The following is a 17,445-nucleotide window of genomic DNA, read 5'->3' as shown; positions in this document are numbered from 1 at the left end:
GAGCACTATCAAAGACCAAACCGGTTTCTTTGACAGAACTTCTCCTTTTTTCTTATGCGACCAGGAGAAAGAAACTTTCTCCAAAGCCATTCAAACTATCTTGGTCGGAGGATCACTACAATTTCTTTTCCTTCTAGTCTTATTTGGGGGCCGTTGTTTCTTAGCTGCTCACCCCTAACCACAGTTACTTCATAACGCTCTTCATCGAACACCATACTCAGGGCATCCTTAGGCTGGCTTATAGTTAGCTCTTCTCCATTATCCAAACGCTTGTACGCCACCGAAAGCAAATGCTCCCCTACCTTTAGGTTGTTTATAGCAGCCTCATTCCAGGCCGAAGGCATTAAAGGGCTAATCATTACTTCCGAGCGATGGGCCATAGGGTTTATTCCAAAAAACTGACGTACAATAGGGAAAGCGTAGGAATAAATATTCCAGGCCTGAACAATCATCCCAAAATCGGGACTCACTTCATACATAGACCCCGGCAGGGCATAGCTAAATGAGTTGGTCATTCGCTGCAAGTAATCCAATGCTTCATCCGGTCTGCCATAATTATTTTCTGCAATAGCCTGAACTCCGGTCGGTAAAGTCATAACAGCACCGGTATAGCTAAAAATCTTCATCTTCTTGGCAAAGCCACCATCATCTGTTCCGGCCGATTCGTCCCTGTCGATGCCTGTTACGAATACACCAAACGGATTCACATATTTACTACCTGTTTTCAGGGCCCTGAGGGCATACTGCTCTTTGGCCACCCCCACCTCCATGGGTGTGTTTACCACCCAGTTGTGGTATAGCACAAAGCCTTGTTTTTTATTTGGAGCATAGCTCCTTATTTTCTTTTGAGTATTCTTAAGTTCCAAAACAGCCCAGGGCTTATTCAGAGTATCGGCCCTTACGATGGCTCCATCAATTAAATGCAAGGCCTCTTTAGCCGTGCCAATAAAATCGGCATAGGAGTCAAACTCTTCAACCCAGAAATCGGTATTAATTGTATTTGCCAGTTGCTCGGCCTTAGCACTAAAGTCGGCAGCCCGCTCTTCTTCACCCAATACCCGGGCCATCTGAGCAGCATCAATAAAGGCTTTATAGGTATACGCTGCCACATCGATCATCTCAGACTCCAGTCCATGAATTTCCATCATGCCATAACCATCGGCCAACAAATTACCATTTTCATCATGCTCTTTTAAGAGCCAATCTAAACCGGCTATAGCCGTAGCATAATGCTTTTTAAGAAAATCCATATCGCCTGTCCACTTGAACACCTCCCATATAAGGCTGGTATATTGAGGAGTTTCGTTGAGATTGCCGGGATTAAAGACTGCACCGTTGGTAGACATTTCATGGATAATTTTACCACTACCCTTATTAATAGCGTTTGACACACTGTCGATAAGAGCAATGGTCTTTTCAGAGACATCGTGCATGCCTATGGCTACCGCCCCTTGCAGCGCATATTCACTATCGGCCCCAAAGTACCACGGATAGTCAGGAATTCCGGCAGTAATGCCTCTTCCAAGGCCTTCTACATCGCGCACCAGCCAGTCTGTATTATATTTTACCCAGCGAAAGGCTTGCTCAAGGCGTTGGTCAGGAATATGCAACTCGGCCGTTTGGGCAATGGTTTGATACCTTTTGGCCTTAGTTTGTAGCATATCTCCGGCCTCTTCCCTCACCCGACTGAGTGTGTTCAAAGCTTTTTCTTTGGATTGATGGGAGCCCGCAATTACGAAAGAAATGGTCTCCGTTTTTCCGGGTTTCACCTTCAACGCATACGTCAGCGAAGCATTTACTCCTTTTCCTTTTCGCTCATAATCGCAAGGCACCATACCCACAGAGTTGCCGGCTGAAGGCGTATTGGAGGCAAAAGCCACATACCATTCGTTATCGGCATCTTTGCCCACTATTCCATCTATTGCTTTTTCATATTGGGCTTTGTCCTGTCCATCATTCATCTGGGTTCGTTCGCCCAGCCAAACGGGCCTCAAATCGATCATACCAGAGAAGGTTAGGTCGACAGTTTTTGTTTCACCACCCAGGTTTTTCAACTTGAGCTCGACATATACAGCCTCTTCACCGTCAGGCACAAACTGAGTTCGCTCGGCCTCCAGGCCCAACTGGTTGAGTTTATAGAAGTGCTTATTGGCAAAAGGGTAATTTCTGAACTTTTCGGCCTCTTCCAGGCAAACGCTCTGCCCATTACTATTGAGTGAGATGCTAAAGCCATCCATTAGCTTTATGGGGTGATCCCAAATACCCCCCATTTCACCAGTCACATGCCAGCCAAGGTCCGGAAAAGTTCCGTCCTGATGCCCCACCATGTATAACCGGTCTCCTGCCGTTACATAAGGCGAGGCCAGGTATTCAGTAGTGCCATCAATGTATTCTGTGGAAGAAAGGAGTTCATCGAAAATCGAGTTCTGAGAAGTAGGGCTACAGCCCATAGCGACCAAAACTCCCAGCGCGAATAGAGAGGTCTTTTTCATACAATCGGAATGAAGAACTCCTAAACTAAGAGAAAGCCACGAACCATGCAAAGAACAAAATTGGCAGAGCTGTTTATGGAAGACAGGCCTGAGGAATTTGTTTCCCTCAGGCCTGCCTAGAAAAGAACTATGGTTTTCTAGTTTACAGTACTTGCCCAAAAGGTAAGCTGCTACTTCTTTAAAAGGCTATCGAGCAGGTCTTCCGGGCGGTAGTATTGAAAGGTGCGATCGTCTGACATGGCTACAAAGAGTCCTTTTTTAAACATATCGTTCAATGGCAAGCTGGTTATTTCAGAACCATCACTCTCTTTGGTCGATAGCCTGACCACCTTTAACAACTGGTGTGAATGAGGGTCTTGTGCTTCTCCTTCTCTGGGAAAAATTCTGAAGCTATTAGCTTGCTGATCGGAAACCAGAATAAAGCCCCGTCCATTTTCTGTAGTATAGATTGAAATTCCCTCGTGGTCATCTGCAAAGCCTTCAGTACCAAAAAGAGCAAGCTCTTCATTACCTTTCTCAGGATCGGCATAATACTTTCGAATGCCCACATTTTCATCGGAATAATAGACATACCCCAGTTCATGGTCTACTGCAATAGCTTCAATTTCCTTTACCCCGCTAAACTTGCCAAACTTTCTTACCAACCGGGCCTGCAGTTGGCCCAGCGAGTCTGCCTCTAACGCGTATTGCCACAAATAGCCTTGGCTTGGCCCGGTTTTTCGCCCCATAATTACAAAGGTCTTCTTATCGGCAGGGCGTTGATACAGGGCAATGCCCATAAGGTCTCGATGTTCCGGAGCCGTTTCTCCCTCAAACATAGGAAAACCTCCTCCATCAATTGGCTTCATGTCCGGGACAGAGTATACCCGAAGCATGGAAGTGAGTCTTTCACCGGTTACGGCAAAGTCTACTGTGTCTTTGCCTAGTACCAAATCATAACCAACGTCTACATTGTTCGGGCGCTTTAGTCCTCTCACCACTTTTTCCGGAAAAATTCTTCCCTGCAAATCGAAGACATACAAGGCCCCATCTTCGTGTTTATCCGTGCCAATAACAAGGCTTTTGGAAGGATCCTGGCGGTTAATCCAAATGGCCGGATCGTCAGAGTCATGCTTTACTGCTTCGGTAACCAGTATAGGTTTTATAGTTGACTGTTGGTTGTTGCAAGCCATGGCCATAAGCCAAACCAAAGGGATTAGTAGATTAATTTTCTTTATCATAGCAAAAATGAAGGTAGCCTTAAGGCCACCTTCTTTAAATCTGTTAATAGTAAACTAACTAGTCGTTGAACAAATCGAATTTTAAGCCGGCATTGAACCTAACGTTGTAGTATTCTACCTGCATGGTGCGACTGCTCACTCCCTGATAATAGCGCAATGGCTGATTGGTGAGGTTATTCACCTCAAAGAAAAACCTCCATTGTGGTGTAAAGGCGTAAGAACCATTCAGGTCTATAAAGGTCTGTTTGTCGTAAAAACGATCTTCAAAGGCATCGCCTCCCAATTCATCTATATAATCGCTGGCATAATTGAGCGAGGCTCTGAGCACCAGTTTGGGCGTTTCGTAGCTCAATGATGCATTGAACATATTGTTGGCTGTTCCCGGCAACTCAATATCTTCTTCTTCTCGGCCCTGAATACCGGTGGTTGAAGATTGCGTATAAGTGTAATTGAGGTAAAGCCCAAGGCCTTTCCATAGTTGTCGCTGCACAGCCACTTCCACTCCATATATTTCAGCCGTACCTCCGTTTTCGAAGGTGGTATATTCCAAATCATTGCCAAACTCAGGGTCGTTGTAGCCTTCAATAACCCGCTCATAAATAAAGTGGTCTACATCTTTGTAAAACACACCGCCCGAAATGATACCAATGTTTTCAAAGTAGTTTTCGAACATCAGATCGAAGTTCATAGAGGTTGTGGCTTCCAGGACAGGGTTACCACGTACCAGCTCCTGATCGTCCGGGCTAAACTCTGCATAGGGCACCAAATCGAAATAATTGGGTCGGGCAATAGTGTTTGTCCAGGCAAAGCGTAAAATAGAATAATCGCTAAAGTTATAATTGAGGTGTAGTCCGGGCATAAAATTGCCATAGTTCTGATCGTCTGAAGTTCCGGTGACCACATCGTTATCTACATCGAAAATATTACCGGTATAATCAATGGATGTGGCTTCATAGCGCAGACCTACTATGCCTGAGAGTTTTTCATTGAATTGTATATCGGCCATGGCGTATGTGGCATAAATGTTCTCCGTTGCACTATAGTTGCTGGCCGCATACTCGCCTAACTCATCGGTTTCGTCAAAAAGGGCAGGATTCTTAAGGTCTAATCCTCCTAAGAATGCCGGAGTAGCAAAGCGACCTACTTTGTACTTGCTACCGGCCAGATAGTTAGGGTTGGTGTAGCTGCTGTTGGGTACATTGCCCAACCTTGCGCCAAAGGCATCTTCATCGACAGGTTCGTATGAGAAGAAAGAGTTGTCTCTTAGTTTGTTTTTGGTTCTTACTCTTCCTCCAAATTTAAGGAGTGCCTTGCTGGTCAATGGCTTCTGAAAGTCTACTCTTGCATTGAAATCCTCATCTTCTGTGTAGTCATGGTTTTCAGAAATCTCATTTAAGCCAATGTTCAGGTTGTCGGCAGGGTTAATGAGGTTGGCCAAAGGGAAACCCGGGTCGCGCAGGTCTACAAACACATTCTGGTTACTCTGGCGATACGAGATATATCGCTCGTTGGGGCGATCTTCAGATGCTTTGGCATAGGTAGCAGACCAGGTCATTTTCAGGCTGTTAAACAAGTGTTCTCCCTTTAGGGTAATATTTCTGTTGCGCTGATCCTCCAACCTTCTCTTTCTAACTCTATCGCTGTCAAGGCCGCCTTTGGTTTGGTATTCTACCCTAGCCGGCAAATTCCAGGTGCGCATGCCTGTAGAAATGGCATCGCCATCATCAAAAGCGTCATCAATCTGTGACACGCGCATTCTAAACCTATTTTCCCAATCGTCTCGCCAGTTATATACTCCGGATAGATAGAGTTTGTGATTGGCATTGATTTCGTAGTCGAGAGCGAGGTTAAAGCTTCTTCGTACCCGCTGCACCTGGTATTCTCTAATGTCGAATTCTTCGATAAGTGCTTCGCCATTGTCTCCTTCATACCACACGGCCTCCACATTGTCTGAGCCAAAGTCATGATTATTGTAGCTGGCCGAAAAGACCGCTCCAAGTTTGCCGTTGGCAAAACGATCGGAAGCAATGAGTGTACCGGTCCATATGGGCTTTTCGGACAGGAAGTTATACCCTGAGGCAAGGGTGCCGGACAGCCTTCTTCCTGCAGGGGCCGAGCGGGTTACAAGATTCACAGAACCACCAATGGCATCGGCATCCATATCGGGCAAAACGGCTTTATTTACCTGAATGGTTTGAATCAGATCGGCCGGAATAAGATCTAGTTGAATATTCCTATTATCTCCTTCTGCCGAGGGGATTCGTTCACCATTGAGCGTTACTGAATTGAGCTGCGGAGCCAAGCCTCTCACAATAATGTTTCTGGCTTCTCCCTGGTCGTTCTGGATGGTAATACCCGGAATTCGTTTTAGGGCATCGCCAATGTTAGCATCGGGGAACCTACCTATCTGGTCGGCAGCTACCACATTGGTAATGTTAGCGTTGGTTCGTTGTTGGTTGAGCGCTTTGGCCTGCCCTTTCAAACGATCGCCCACTATTATCACTTCGCCCCCTGTGGTGTATCCGGGCTCCATAGAAAAGTTTTGTGTGGTAGTGGTGTTGTCTAAAACGGTTATTTGCTGCTCTATCTTTTTGTAGCCTACAAAAGTAACGGTGATGTTGTGCTCACCGGCCGGCACTTCAACTATAGTATAGTAGCCGTTGGCATCGGTTGGCATTCCTTTCTCTAAACCCGGCAACAGCACAGTTGCCCCCGGCAAAGGCAGGCCTAGCTCATCCAACACCCTGCCTTTAACTACCCCTTGGGTAAACGCAGGGGTGGCTATAAGGCCAATGATTGCAATGGTTAGTAATAGTCTTTTCATAGTTGTTTTTGTTCGTGAAATTGAATGGGTCAAATATGAAAATGACCTGATAAGGCTTGATGAACCGGAGGTTAAGCAAGTGATAAATTGCTACTCAAAAACGTTAACAAAACATATACAGAGAACCATTACCTACTGAAAATCAAAAACCTATAAACACAGAAAATGTTAACAAGCTTTACTTAATACTCGGCTAGAAATTCTTTGAGTTTGAGACCATGCCTCAGATGAAGCTTCTTCTTTAGCCTATATCGAGCTACTCTGAGACTATCGGTATTTATTCCCAGCAGGGTTGAAATATCTTTTGAGCTTATACCCATGCGGATTAGTGAGCACAGCCTAATATCAGAATCGGTGAGTTCTGGGTACCGGCTTCTAATACGGAGGGTAAAATCATCGTGTACCTGATTGAAGGTGTCTTGAAAGTGTTCCCACTCCGTATCGAACCGAAAGCCCTTATCGATGCTGTTACTTAGCCCTTCCAGCACTTCGGCTTTCATTTTAGACTCTTTTTCCAGCTGATCGATTTGCTCCCGGATATCTTTGAGTAACCTGTTTTTTTGAATAATGTGCAATGTCTTAGCCGTAAGATCCTGGCTTCGGGCTTCCAATTCCAAATAGAATTGTTCCTCTTTGAGTCGTTTATTTTCCAGTTGTGCCTGAAGGGCCTGCTGCTCCAGCTCAATATTGCGTATTCGCTCATCGCTCAATGCTTTTTGAGCCTTTAGAGCCTCAGTAGCCTTGTTTCTCCGTTTTCTTTCTTGTACGGCCACGAGTGCTGTAAAAAACACCAGTCCTAAACCACCTATTACGAGTGAATTTTTCGCCTGCCGATCAATTCTCTTCCCAGCCTCCAGGCGGGCTATGGCTTGCTCTTTTTCTTGTGTTTCATAGAGGGTTTGAAAATTGGCTATTTGGCCGGCAATCTGTGAGTTAAAGAGTTCTTGCGAAAACTCATAGGCACTGTCGTAATAACTAAGTGCCAGACTCAACTGCCCGTTCGACCGGTAAACTTTGGCCATGTCGTGATAGGCACTGAGAACTTCGTAGTTGAGTTGCAGCGAATCGGCCAAGTGCAGCGCTAGGTTGGTATAGGCAACAGCTTCGGCCACTTTGCCTCGCTTTCTAAAGGTATCTCCCAGATTATTGAGTGTATTCACCAAAGCGGGCAAGTTATTACACAGGGAGTCGTAATGAGCCGATAGTAAGAAGTATTCGAATGCCTTATCGAACTGCCCCAGGTCTTCATAAACACTACCTATATTATCATAAATAGTGGCTTTTCCTCTGGGGTCGTCTAAAGCCTCGTAGAGCTGCAATGCTTTGTATTGATAGTAAAAAGCAGAATCGGCCTGGGCAGTTTTTTCAAAATAATGCCCAATAACGCCATAGGTTTCGGCCATTCCTGTAGAATCGGCCAGCTGTTCAAAAATGCTACGAGCCCTCTTATACTCTTTAATCGCTTCGGCCCATAAGTTATGAAACTGATAAGCCGCGCCTAGAGAAAGCAGGGTTTGGGCTGTCTCGGCTTTCATTTCTAGCTGACTAAACTTGGCTAGTGCATCGGTGAGGTAAGCAATAGCATTGTCATAAGCCCCTTGTAGATAGAAGACCTGCCCTATGGTGCGTTGCGCTTGCGCCTGCTGGTGAAGGTTGCCGGATTCAAGCGCTTCATCCAACGCACGTTTGGCATAGTAAAAGGCAGAATCCGGATCGGTAGAGGTATAAAAATTGCCCAGACCATTCAATGACCTAAGCTGCACGGAGAGTGTATTGGCCGAATTGGAGGAGGTAGAAATAAGTACATTATTGCTCCTTATCTGCGCCCAAATCAACGCAGATTGCCCAAGAATAATTAATCCTAGTACAGCCTTCCGAAACACTCAGGTAAGCTACAGCCCGAATGTTAGCTTAAGGGTTAGGCAATTTAAAGTTTGTGTGAAGTTTTGGGGTGAGAAAATAAAATGTGCTAGTACTGAAAACCGAAGCTTCCTTGAAGTACTATCAAAGGGTGTCAAATTACACAAAGACGATGATACGCCAGTTATTAGCCATATTTCACAATCACAAAAACTTACTCCTTATTGTACAACCTCAACCAGAAGCCTTATTGATTCATGAGAATCACCCAAGGTTGAAACCTTGGGTTAAAGATCAATATTCCTAAGCTTACGCTTCGCCTTCCAGTAGCCCCAAAGTAATTTGGGGCTTATGCCTTTTTTCCGCGAGAAGCTTCAAGCATATCCCACATTTCCTGAGGTATTTTTTCCAGATGACTAAACTCTCCGGCTCCCATTAACCATTCACCTCCATCAATAGTAACTACCTCTCCATTGACAAATGAAGAAAAATCAGACATGAGGTATGCTGCAAGGTTGGCAAGTTCCTGGTGTTCCCCCACTCTGCCTACGGGCACAAGCTTGGCTGGATCGAATTTCTTCACCAAATCTCCTGGAAGTAATCGACTCCAGGCCCCTTCTGTAGGAAATGGCCCTGGTGCAATGGCATTCATACGAATATTGTATTTAGCCCATTCCACGGCCAGTGAACGTGTCATAGCCAAAACGCCCGCTTTGGCACAAGCCGATGGCACCACATAGCCCGATCCCGTCCAGGCATAAGTGGTTACAATATTTAGTACTGTTCCTGCTTGTTTCTTATCAATCCATCGTTTCCCAAGGGCAAGGGTAAAGTTGGTCGTACCTTTTAAAACAATGTCTATAATGGTATTAAATGCCCGGTGCGACAAGCGCTCCGTAGGGCTCACAAAATTACCTGCCGCATTGTTTAAGAGTCCGTGAATAGCCCCAAAATGATCCTCAGTTTGTTTAAGAACAGCTTCTACCTGGTCATATTCCCTTACATCGCAAGCAATAGGTAGTACCTTGCCACCTGTTTCTTCCTCAAGTGCTGCGGCTGTTTTTTCGAGCACTTCCATCTTACGGCTGGTAATTACAAGGTTTGCCCCAAGCTCTAAAAAGTACTTACCCATAGACCTCCCAAGGCCTGTGCCTCCACCGGTTACAATTATGGTTTTACCTTTTAGTGCATCGTCTTTTAACATTCCATCTGTTCTCATGAGTAACTCTTACGTTTTTAGGTTTGTTGTTAAGTTATCGAATAATTCTCTGCATGCATAACATTTTGAACACCCAAAACTAAATTTCAAATTGGCTGTCATTTCATTAAATCTCGAACGAAATGAGCATATTTGCCTATAAGTCAAAAAACCTATGAGCCGTCTAAAAACTCACCTTATTTTCCTTGTTGCAGCCACCACAGTTTTAAGTTCTTGCGTGGCCAAAAAAGAATTCGATGCCCTCTTTAATGAAAAAACAGGCCTAGAAAATGAAAATGCCAACCTGAAAGAGCAGTTGGAAATTGCTGAAGAAAAGATAAGCAGGCTGGAAGTTCAGGTGGAAGAGTACAAAGGCAAAACTGCCGCCTTGCAAAGCGACCTTGAACTACTTACCAAAGAATACAATACCGTAAAAGCCGATTACGACAGAGTAAAACAACTTTATGACAACCTGCTAAGCAACAGTAGTCAATTAAATTCAGATCTGGCCCAACAGCAACAACGGCTTCTGGCCATTGAAGATGACCTCGAAATTGAACGAAAGAAAAATCAGGAACTGGCCGAGGACCTGGCCAAAAGAGAAGCGCGTGTGGCCGAATTGGAAAAACTAATTGCCGATAAAGAAAAGGCCGTTGAGCAACTGAAAAAGCGAGTTACAGATGCACTATTGAACTTTGATGAGGGCGAACTAACAGTTGAGGTAAAAAATGGCAAAGTGTATGTTTCCTTGGCTGAAAAGCTGCTTTTTGGTTCTGGAAGCACCAAGGTTGATGCCAAAGGGATTGAAGCACTTAAACAATTGGCCAATGCGCTCAAAGGAAATAACGAGATCAACATTATGGTGGAAGGCCACACCGATAATGTACCTATCTCACGTACATCTCAGTACATGAATGACAACTGGGACCTGAGTGTGATGCGTGCTACATCCATTGTCAGAATCCTTGTAAACAATGGAGTAAACCCTGAGACAATTACAGCCTCTGGCCGGGGCGAATACTCCCCTATTGCCATTAATAACACTCCAGAAAACAAAGCTTTGAACAGACGCACTGAGATAATACTCACTCCAAAGCTAGATGCCCTGTTTCAAATTTTAGAGACCTATTAAACAATTGGTCTGAAATAACGATTGTATCTCCATGAATGGCACCAACGAATATTCCGAATACAGCAAAGAGGAGCTTAACGCTAAATTGAACAAGTTCAAAAGGCTTCAGAAAGCTATTACCATTGCTGCAATTTTAGCAGCAGTGGTAATAGTCATAGTTTCTTATTTAAGGAATGCTCCACAAGGATACAAAATGGCTCCTATTTTTCTCATTGTAGGAATAGGTTACCCTTACCTGGCATTTGGAGGTATCAAAACCAAGATTCAACTTGAACTGGAGAACCGCTCAAAAAGCTGAGGCTCTTTCCATCAGGAAAGCACAAATCAGTGCTCCATAAGTGCCCAGGGCATAACCTAAAACAGCCAATAAAACCCCCACTGGTGCTAATGCAGGGCTAAAAGCAGAAGCTACAACTGGTGCAGAAGCCGCTCCTCCCACATTGGCCTGGCTTCCCACAGCCACAAAGAAGAATGGCGCTTTAATCAACTTGGCTACCACCACCATAATGAGTACGTGAAAGAGCATCCAGGTAATACCTATGGAGAATAGCCCCAAGTTATCAAACACCTCACGGATGTTCATTTTCATACCAATGGTGGCTACCAAAATGAAAATAAATACGCTACCCAACCGCGAGGCACCCGCTCCCTCGTATTTCCGCAAGCGAGTAAATGATAACCCAACACCTACTGTGGTAGCAATTACCACAATCCAGAAGAAACCTGAAGCTAGTGACTCTAACGAAAAACGCTTGAGCCATTCCATACGAGCAGCCAGCATTGGCGAAATCAAGTCAGATCCCCAATGAGCAAGAGCAGTTCCTCCAAATGCAATTGCCAGAATCATATAAGTATCGGCCAGGGTGGGAATCTTAGCTATACCGGCCTGATATTCTTCCACCCTTCTCTTTAAATCGTCTATAGCACTGGTATCAGACTTAAGCCAAGCGTCTACCTTTTTACTAATATTGGCTCCATAAAGAAGAAAACCGGTCCAGATGTTAGCACAAATCACATCAACCACAATCATGGTAGCGAAAAGGTCTTCGCCAACTTTAAAAATTTCCTTCATAGAGGCTTGGTTAGCACCTCCACCAATCCAGCTACCGGCCACTGTAGAAAGTCCGCGCCAAACCTCCTGACCCTCACCTACATCCAGCACACTGGGCGCAATAGAAGAAATAAGCAATATAGCCAAGGGCCCGCCCAAGACAATACCTACTGTTGCAGCTAAAAACATTATAATAGCCTTAGGTCCAAGGTTCATTATCCCTTTGAGGTCTATGCTCAAACAAAGCAAAACCAACGAAGCCGGCAATAAATAGCGCGAAGCCACATAGTATAAGTTAGACTGTTCTCCGTCTATAAGCCCCAGCGGCCAGTTGAGTAGTGCGGGCAAAAAATAACAGAGCAAAATACTGGGCACTATGGTGTAGAATTTCTTCCAAAAGGGTTTTCCAGAACTTGAAGTATAGAATACACAGGCTACCACCATTATGAGTAGTCCAAGAACAATGGCATCATTGGTAAACACCGGCATGGCTGTTTTTTTGGTTAGGCTTCAAGTATAGGAATTTTTCATTAGTTGAACCGCTGTTTTTATGGTCAAAACCTCAAAGCTCCTGTTCTGAAGCACCGTTCATCCTTCATTTAAGATTTTTATAAGGTTCGCACCCAAATACTCTTTAGAATCCCATATATTCGGATTTTAAATTTTTATCAATGGCTAATAGAGGAGGATTTTCAAGCAGACTTGGATTTATTGCTGCCGCAGCAGGATCGGCAGTTGGATTAGGAAACATATGGGGTTTTCCCTATGAAGTTGGACAAGGAGGTGGTGCAGCCTTTGTGGTAATGTACCTGATTTTCTGCTTTATACTCTGCTATCCGGTAATGGTTACCGAAATTGCCATAGGTCGTAAAACGGAGAAAAACCCGGTAGGTGCTTTCAATGCACTGGGCTTTAAAAAATGGAGTTTTGTTGGAAAACTCGGCATTCTCAGTGGCTTTCTTATTCTTTCATTTTACAATGTAATTGCCGGTTGGGCCTTTGGCTATATTTTCGAAATGGCTTCGGGCAACTTTGGTATAGCCGAGCAGTTTGGAGAGTTTGTTAAAGACATTTTTAAAGTTGGAGCCTATGGCCTGCTCTTTATGGCTACTACAGCCTATGTGGTTTCCAAAGGAGTTTCAGGAGGAATAGAGAAGGCAGCTAAGTTTCTGATGCCTACACTCATTGTAATGATTCTAGCCCTTGTGGTATATTCCTTAACCCTGCCAAATGCCGTAGAAGGATTGAAATTCTACCTTATACCTGATTTTTCTGAAATAAATGCCGAAGTAGTAACCAACGCTCTTGGCCAGGCCTTCTTCTCTCTTTCTTTGGGAATGGGCGCACTAATTACTTACGGCTCTTATGTAAATAAAAAGGAAAACATTGTCTCTGCTGCGGCCTTCATTACGCTGGCCGATGTGGGTATAGCCGTGATTGCCGGTATGATGATCTTCCCATTAATAGGCTTTATGAGTGGCGGTACCATGGAAGGCGTAGGTAGTGGCCCGGCCCTAATATTCGTTACCTTACCTCAAATTTTTGGTACCATTGGCGGTACCTTAGGAGCCATAGCCGGCACCGTGTTTTTTGTACTTCTGTGTTTTGCGGCCCTCACCTCTACCGTATCTCTGCTAGAAGTACCGGTAGCCTATGTGGTAGACGAGAAAAAGGTTAAAAGAAAAAGAGCTGTTTGGCTGGTGGCGGGGCTTATTTACCTCATTGGTATACCATCACTACTTGGCAATGGCTACTCAGACTTCTTCTCTAATTTCATTACCTACCCCGGTGCAGAAAGTGCCACTGACTTCCTGAGCTTTATTGCCAATGTGGCCAATGATTCCTTCCTTCCGCTGGGTGGCTGTTTAATTGTATTCTTTGCCGCTCATGTTTGGAAGAAGCACAATTTGGACGAAGAACTTGCCAACGGATCTCCGAACTATAAAGGCTCATTTGTTCAGAAATACTTACACTTTGCCATTAGCTATTTAGCACCAACCATTCTGGCATTTATCTTTATAATTACAGTGTTAAAAACATACTTTGGCGTAAACCTTTTTTAAAGCTTACACGAATTTCAGATATTGAATCCTCCCTGAAAAGAGAGGATTTTTTTATGCTCAAACTAAAACTGACTTTACTTCTGGGGTTACTCACAGGCCTATCAGCCTATGCACAATACCCCCTCATTGAAACCCGGGCCTATATATGCAAGCAGCCCATAGACCCACTGATGATTGACGGAAAAGCTGACGAACAATCATGGAAAAATGCTCAGTGGACAGACGATTTTGTAGATATTGAAGGGCATAAAAAACCTAAGCCCCATTTGCGTACCAGGGTAAAAATGCTCTGGGACGAAAACTACTTTTACTTCTATGCTGAATTGGAAGAACCCCACATATGGGCCAAACTAAAACAGCGCGATACGGTGATTTTTTACGACAACGACTTCGAAATATTCATAGACCCTGACGGTGACACTCACCATTATTATGAATATGAAGTGAATGCCTTCAACACCATCTGGGATCTTATGCTTACAAGAGCCTATAGAGACAATGGCCAGGCCATCGATCACTGGAATATTAACGGAATTCGTTCGGCTGTTCACATTGAAGGGAGCCTCAACAACCCCTCCGACACGGATAAATACTGGTCGGTTGAAGTAGCCATGCCCTGGAATGCTTTGGAAGAAGCGGCTTTTAAAGGGAAAAAACCTAAAGCCCGAGACGTATGGCGCGTTAACTTTTCCCGGGTTCAGTGGGATACCAAAATTGTAAATGGTGGATATGAAAAGATGGTTGACCCCAAAGCCAAACGACCGGTTGAACATAACTGGGTGTGGTCTCCTCAGCGCATTATAGCCATGCACGAACCCGAGTATTGGGGGCAGGTAGTCTTTTCGGCCAAAACGGTGGATCAACCTGACCAGTATGTATCTGATTTTGGCTCTGAAGAAGTGAGACAACTGCTGGCTCATATACACCGAAACCAACAGCAGAGCAAGAAAAAAACCGGCTCATACACTGCGGCAAAAGATCAATTGCTGGAAGCCAAAACGTTTCATGTAGGCAAACCTATTGTATGGCAGTTACAGGCCGATAAATACCGCTACCATGCCATTATGCAACACCCATTCAATGCAGGCATTGTGTGGCATATAGACGAAACAGGAAGACTCTGGAAAGAATTTAAGTAATGGATAAAAGACAGTTTATTAAACAACTAGGCCTTGGAACAGCGGCCATAGTGGGAAGCCCCCTGCTATTTCATTCATGCCAACCTAAAGACACCATCAGCGACTTTAAACTCTGGATTTGGACAGGTGGAGGCAATAAAACAGAAGCCGATTGGGATAAAGAGCTGGAAGGTCTTAAGAACCTGGGTTTCTATGGTGTTTTAGTAGGCGGTGGAAAACCCGTACTGGAAAAAGCTATTCCTGCCGCAAAAAAACACGGACTGCAAATACATGCCTGGCTATGGACCATGAACAGGCCGGGCGACCCAACCGCCCAGCAACACCCCGAATGGTATGCAGTAAGCCGAGAAGGCAACTCCAGCTTTGATGTACGGCCTTATGTAGACTATTACCAGTGGCTTTGCCCTACCAAACCTGAGGTTCAGGAGTTTGTCTTTAATGGCATGATGGAGGTGTGTGAAATAGAAGGATTAGATGGTATTCAGCTCGACTATGTACGGTACTGCGATGTAATTCTTCCCCGAGGACTATGGGAAAAGTATGATCTTGTGCAAGACCATGAAATGCCCGAGTTCGACTTTTGTTATTGCGAAGATTGCCGAAACAAGTTCAAAGCTGAACAAGGATACGATCCGCTCGACCTGGATGACCCAAGCACTGACAGCCAATGGAGACAATTCAGATATGATTCCATCACTCATTTGGTAAATAAAATTGCCGAAGGTGTTCATCAAAGAAAAAGGCAAATATCAGCCTCCGTATTTGCCACCCCATCGCTCGCCCGTAAAATGGTAAGACAAGACTGGGACAAATGGAACCTCGACTTTGTGTTCCCCATGGTCTACTATAAGTTTTATGCCGAAGATATAGGCTTTATGAAAAGAGCAACCGAAGAAGGTCTGAACGATTTAAATGGAAGCAAACCGTTGTACACAGCCTTCTACCTGGCCGACAAGAATGATAAGGAAGTGGCAGAAGCCGTAAAGCTTGTAAAAGACACCAAAGCCAATGGTATGGCCTTCTATGATTACGGACTACTTAACGAGTCCTTCCAAAAGACCATTACAGAAGCCTTGAAACAATAAGTGCTTCTCCAAAAGAAAAAGAGGCGGTCTCAAAAGTTGAATGTCATTCCCAATAAAGTTGAGCATGACCATTATAGTTGACTTTTGAGATCGCCTTCTTATTATAATCAACCTGCTACCCGAAAAATAGAACCGGACTTTGCATCTTTCAAAAGCTCATTGACTCTTTCGGCCCACCTTTTGGCCATTAGTGGTTCTCCATTTGGTAGGGCTGTTGACTCCGAATCGAAAAGAATTATCCTCTCTTGTGCCTTACCGGGTTCTGGATGAAAAATCAGTGAAACCTTATCCATGTAAGCTTCTTTTCCTACTTGCCTTTTTTGGATTGCTACCGTACAATTCTTCACCGCAACCAAATCTATGACCTTATTCGTAAAGCCAATCTTTTGATCTCTTGTATAAAAGAGGTATCGGTTTGTTTCATCGATACCCAACCCAAAATCAAGTCCCAACTCATGCGCCTCAACTTGGGTAGCCTGTCCTGTGGCAAGCACCTGTAACTGATTGATTAGTATTTTCTCTTTGTTCTTTCTACTTCTTTTTAAAAGCACAAATATGTATATGCATAGGGCTAAAATTGCCAGCCCAAATAGTGTTGTTCTAAACTCCATTTGATTAATAATTAATTGATAACAGAAATGACTTCTGTCTTAAACTGTTTGGAACGATACGAAGGGAATACCTTCAAAATAGACTAGCCACTAAACCGTAAAGCAGGGCCGTCTCAGGTGGTGTTTTCACAGCATCTGAAACACTCCTTTCCCAAGACATCAATGGAGACAAACCACAGAAGTCTGATGTTAACGGCTTAAGTAAGCTATCCCGTAAAAAAGGGCTATAAAAAGAAATGTTTTGGATAGAGCCTGGCTACAAGTTTTTCCAAAATAAGAGCCTCGTAGAAAACCCGTTTCTCCGTAAAAAATGCCAGCCTATGAGCTGTATCAAGAGCCTTCAAAGCTTTGGCATTCTCTTTCTGCAGGTCGGAAGGCGTTGGGTCACCGGAGTACTGAGTAAAACCGGTTGCTACAGACTTTACTAAGGATCCGGGGATAAAAAGAGGAGAATGAATCGATTGAATGGTCTCACCTTGTCCGTCAGTAACCAAGCCATGCAGATGAGCCGTTTTAGAGGCAAACAAACCCTGCCCAACCGTAAGCCCTACGGCCAGAAAGAGACTTACAAGAATAACTGACTTACGATACAATCTCAACAAAATGATATAAATACACGAAGTTAGGCGAAGTTAGGCGAAGTTAGGCGAAGTTAGTATCTCTTAGGAAGAAAAGGTACTAAATAGTTTTTAGGTGTAAAGAAGGGTGCCTCAAAAGCCACAAAACCCGTCCTTCTACTCCCAAGCCTCAGGGTCAGAATCCTTAGTACT

The 17,445-nt window shown here is 44.3% G+C and carries 13 protein-coding genes; 5 read left to right on the top strand and 8 right to left on the bottom strand.

Annotated elements, in window-relative coordinates; genetic code table 11:
* Positions 1–95: 95 nt before the first annotated feature.
* The 5 genes from IE164_RS08555 to IE164_RS08535 form a co-directional block, all read right to left on the bottom strand.
* On the bottom strand, positions 96–2,492 hold the full coding sequence (locus IE164_RS08555; RefSeq protein WP_189629794.1) for an alpha-L-rhamnosidase-related protein: 2,397 nt from the start codon (positions 2,490–2,492) through the stop codon (positions 96–98).
* A gap of 170 nt (positions 2,493–2,662) precedes the next feature.
* Entirely contained in the window at positions 2,663–3,670 is a 1,008-nt protein-coding gene (locus IE164_RS08550) for a phytase (protein ID WP_229838616.1), read from the bottom strand.
* 100 nt (positions 3,671–3,770) lie between these two features.
* Positions 3,771–6,536 (bottom strand): TonB-dependent receptor, encoded by a 2,766-nt coding sequence (locus IE164_RS08545; RefSeq protein ID WP_189629792.1) that lies wholly within the window; start codon positions 6,534–6,536, stop codon positions 3,771–3,773.
* Between the two features lie 182 nt (positions 6,537–6,718).
* Complete coding sequence (locus tag IE164_RS08540; RefSeq protein WP_229838594.1) at positions 6,719–8,371, bottom strand: tetratricopeptide repeat protein; 1,653 nt, start codon at positions 8,369–8,371, stop codon at positions 6,719–6,721.
* Positions 8,372–8,745: 374 nt separating this feature from the next.
* On the bottom strand, positions 8,746–9,615 hold the full coding sequence (locus tag IE164_RS08535) for an SDR family oxidoreductase (protein ID WP_229838593.1): 870 nt from the start codon (positions 9,613–9,615) through the stop codon (positions 8,746–8,748).
* 154 nt (positions 9,616–9,769) lie between these two features.
* On the opposite strand from IE164_RS08535, the gene IE164_RS08530 reads away from it, so the two are divergent.
* Together IE164_RS08530 and IE164_RS08525 are read left to right on the top strand one after the other, a co-directional pair.
* A complete protein-coding gene (locus tag IE164_RS08530; RefSeq protein WP_189629790.1) occupies positions 9,770–10,726 on the top strand; it encodes an OmpA family protein in 957 nt (318 codons plus the stop codon).
* Between the two features lie 31 nt (positions 10,727–10,757).
* Positions 10,758–11,024 (top strand): hypothetical protein, encoded by a 267-nt coding sequence (locus IE164_RS08525; RefSeq protein ID WP_189629789.1) that lies wholly within the window; start codon positions 10,758–10,760, stop codon positions 11,022–11,024.
* On the opposite strand, the gene IE164_RS08520 is transcribed toward IE164_RS08525, so the two are convergent.
* The gene (locus tag IE164_RS08520) at positions 11,013–12,266 is read right to left on the bottom strand and encodes a DUF819 family protein (protein WP_189629788.1); all 1,254 of its coding nucleotides are present in this window, start codon (positions 12,264–12,266) and stop codon (positions 11,013–11,015) included. The genes IE164_RS08525 and IE164_RS08520 overlap by 12 nt on opposite strands.
* A gap of 182 nt (positions 12,267–12,448) precedes the next feature.
* Here IE164_RS08520 and IE164_RS08515 point away from each other — a divergent pair, with 182 nt between their 5' ends.
* From IE164_RS08515 to IE164_RS08505, 3 genes are read left to right on the top strand one after another with little or no spacing between them, the layout of a single operon-like run.
* A complete protein-coding gene (locus tag IE164_RS08515) occupies positions 12,449–13,840 on the top strand; it encodes a sodium-dependent transporter (protein WP_189629787.1) in 1,392 nt (463 codons plus the stop codon).
* Between the two features lie 53 nt (positions 13,841–13,893).
* Entirely contained in the window at positions 13,894–14,979 is a 1,086-nt protein-coding gene (locus IE164_RS08510; RefSeq protein ID WP_189629786.1) for a carbohydrate-binding family 9-like protein, read from the top strand.
* Positions 14,979–16,064 carry a family 10 glycosylhydrolase gene (locus IE164_RS08505; protein WP_189629785.1) on the top strand — a complete coding sequence of 362 codons (1,086 nt, stop codon included), beginning with the start codon at positions 14,979–14,981 and terminating at the stop codon, positions 16,062–16,064. Before IE164_RS08510 ends, IE164_RS08505 begins: the two co-directional genes overlap by 1 nt.
* A gap of 107 nt (positions 16,065–16,171) precedes the next feature.
* Here the strand turns inward: IE164_RS08505 and IE164_RS08500 are convergent, their stop codons facing one another.
* Both IE164_RS08500 and IE164_RS08495 read right to left on the bottom strand, forming a co-directional pair.
* Complete coding sequence (locus IE164_RS08500) at positions 16,172–16,675, bottom strand: hypothetical protein (RefSeq protein WP_189629784.1); 504 nt, start codon at positions 16,673–16,675, stop codon at positions 16,172–16,174.
* 224 nt (positions 16,676–16,899) lie between these two features.
* A complete protein-coding gene (locus IE164_RS08495) occupies positions 16,900–17,268 on the bottom strand; it encodes a hypothetical protein (protein ID WP_189629783.1) in 369 nt (122 codons plus the stop codon).
* Positions 17,269–17,445 lie beyond the last annotated feature (177 nt).

The organism is Roseivirga thermotolerans (assembly GCF_014653175.1).
GTDB lineage: Bacteria > Bacteroidota > Bacteroidia > Cytophagales > Cyclobacteriaceae > Roseivirga > Roseivirga thermotolerans.
This window is presented reverse-complemented; position numbering and strand designations above follow the sequence as displayed.

Bases quoted from the DNA above. Each gene is read 5' to 3' on its own strand.
- IE164_RS08555 (WP_189629794.1), bottom strand. From the start codon at position 2,492: ATGAAAAAGACCTCTCTATTCGCGCTGGGAGTTTTGGTCGCTATGGGC.
- IE164_RS08550 (WP_229838616.1), bottom strand. From the start codon at position 3,670: ATGGCCATGGCTTGCAACAACCAACAGTCAACTATAAAACCTATACTG.
- IE164_RS08545 (WP_189629792.1), bottom strand. From the start codon at position 6,536: ATGAAAAGACTATTACTAACCATTGCAATCATTGGCCTTATAGCCACC.
- IE164_RS08535 (WP_229838593.1), bottom strand. From the start codon at position 9,615: ATGAGAACAGATGGAATGTTAAAAGACGATGCACTAAAAGGTAAAACC.
- IE164_RS08530 (WP_189629790.1), top strand. From the start codon at position 9,770: ATGAGCCGTCTAAAAACTCACCTTATTTTCCTTGTTGCAGCCACCACA.
- IE164_RS08525 (WP_189629789.1), top strand. From the start codon at position 10,758: ATGAATGGCACCAACGAATATTCCGAATACAGCAAAGAGGAGCTTAAC.
- IE164_RS08520 (WP_189629788.1), bottom strand. From the start codon at position 12,266: ATGCCGGTGTTTACCAATGATGCCATTGTTCTTGGACTACTCATAATG.
- IE164_RS08515 (WP_189629787.1), top strand. From the start codon at position 12,449: ATGGCTAATAGAGGAGGATTTTCAAGCAGACTTGGATTTATTGCTGCC.
- IE164_RS08510 (WP_189629786.1), top strand. From the start codon at position 13,894: ATGCTCAAACTAAAACTGACTTTACTTCTGGGGTTACTCACAGGCCTA.
- IE164_RS08505 (WP_189629785.1), top strand. From the start codon at position 14,979: ATGGATAAAAGACAGTTTATTAAACAACTAGGCCTTGGAACAGCGGCC.
- IE164_RS08500 (WP_189629784.1), bottom strand. From the start codon at position 16,675: ATGGAGTTTAGAACAACACTATTTGGGCTGGCAATTTTAGCCCTATGC.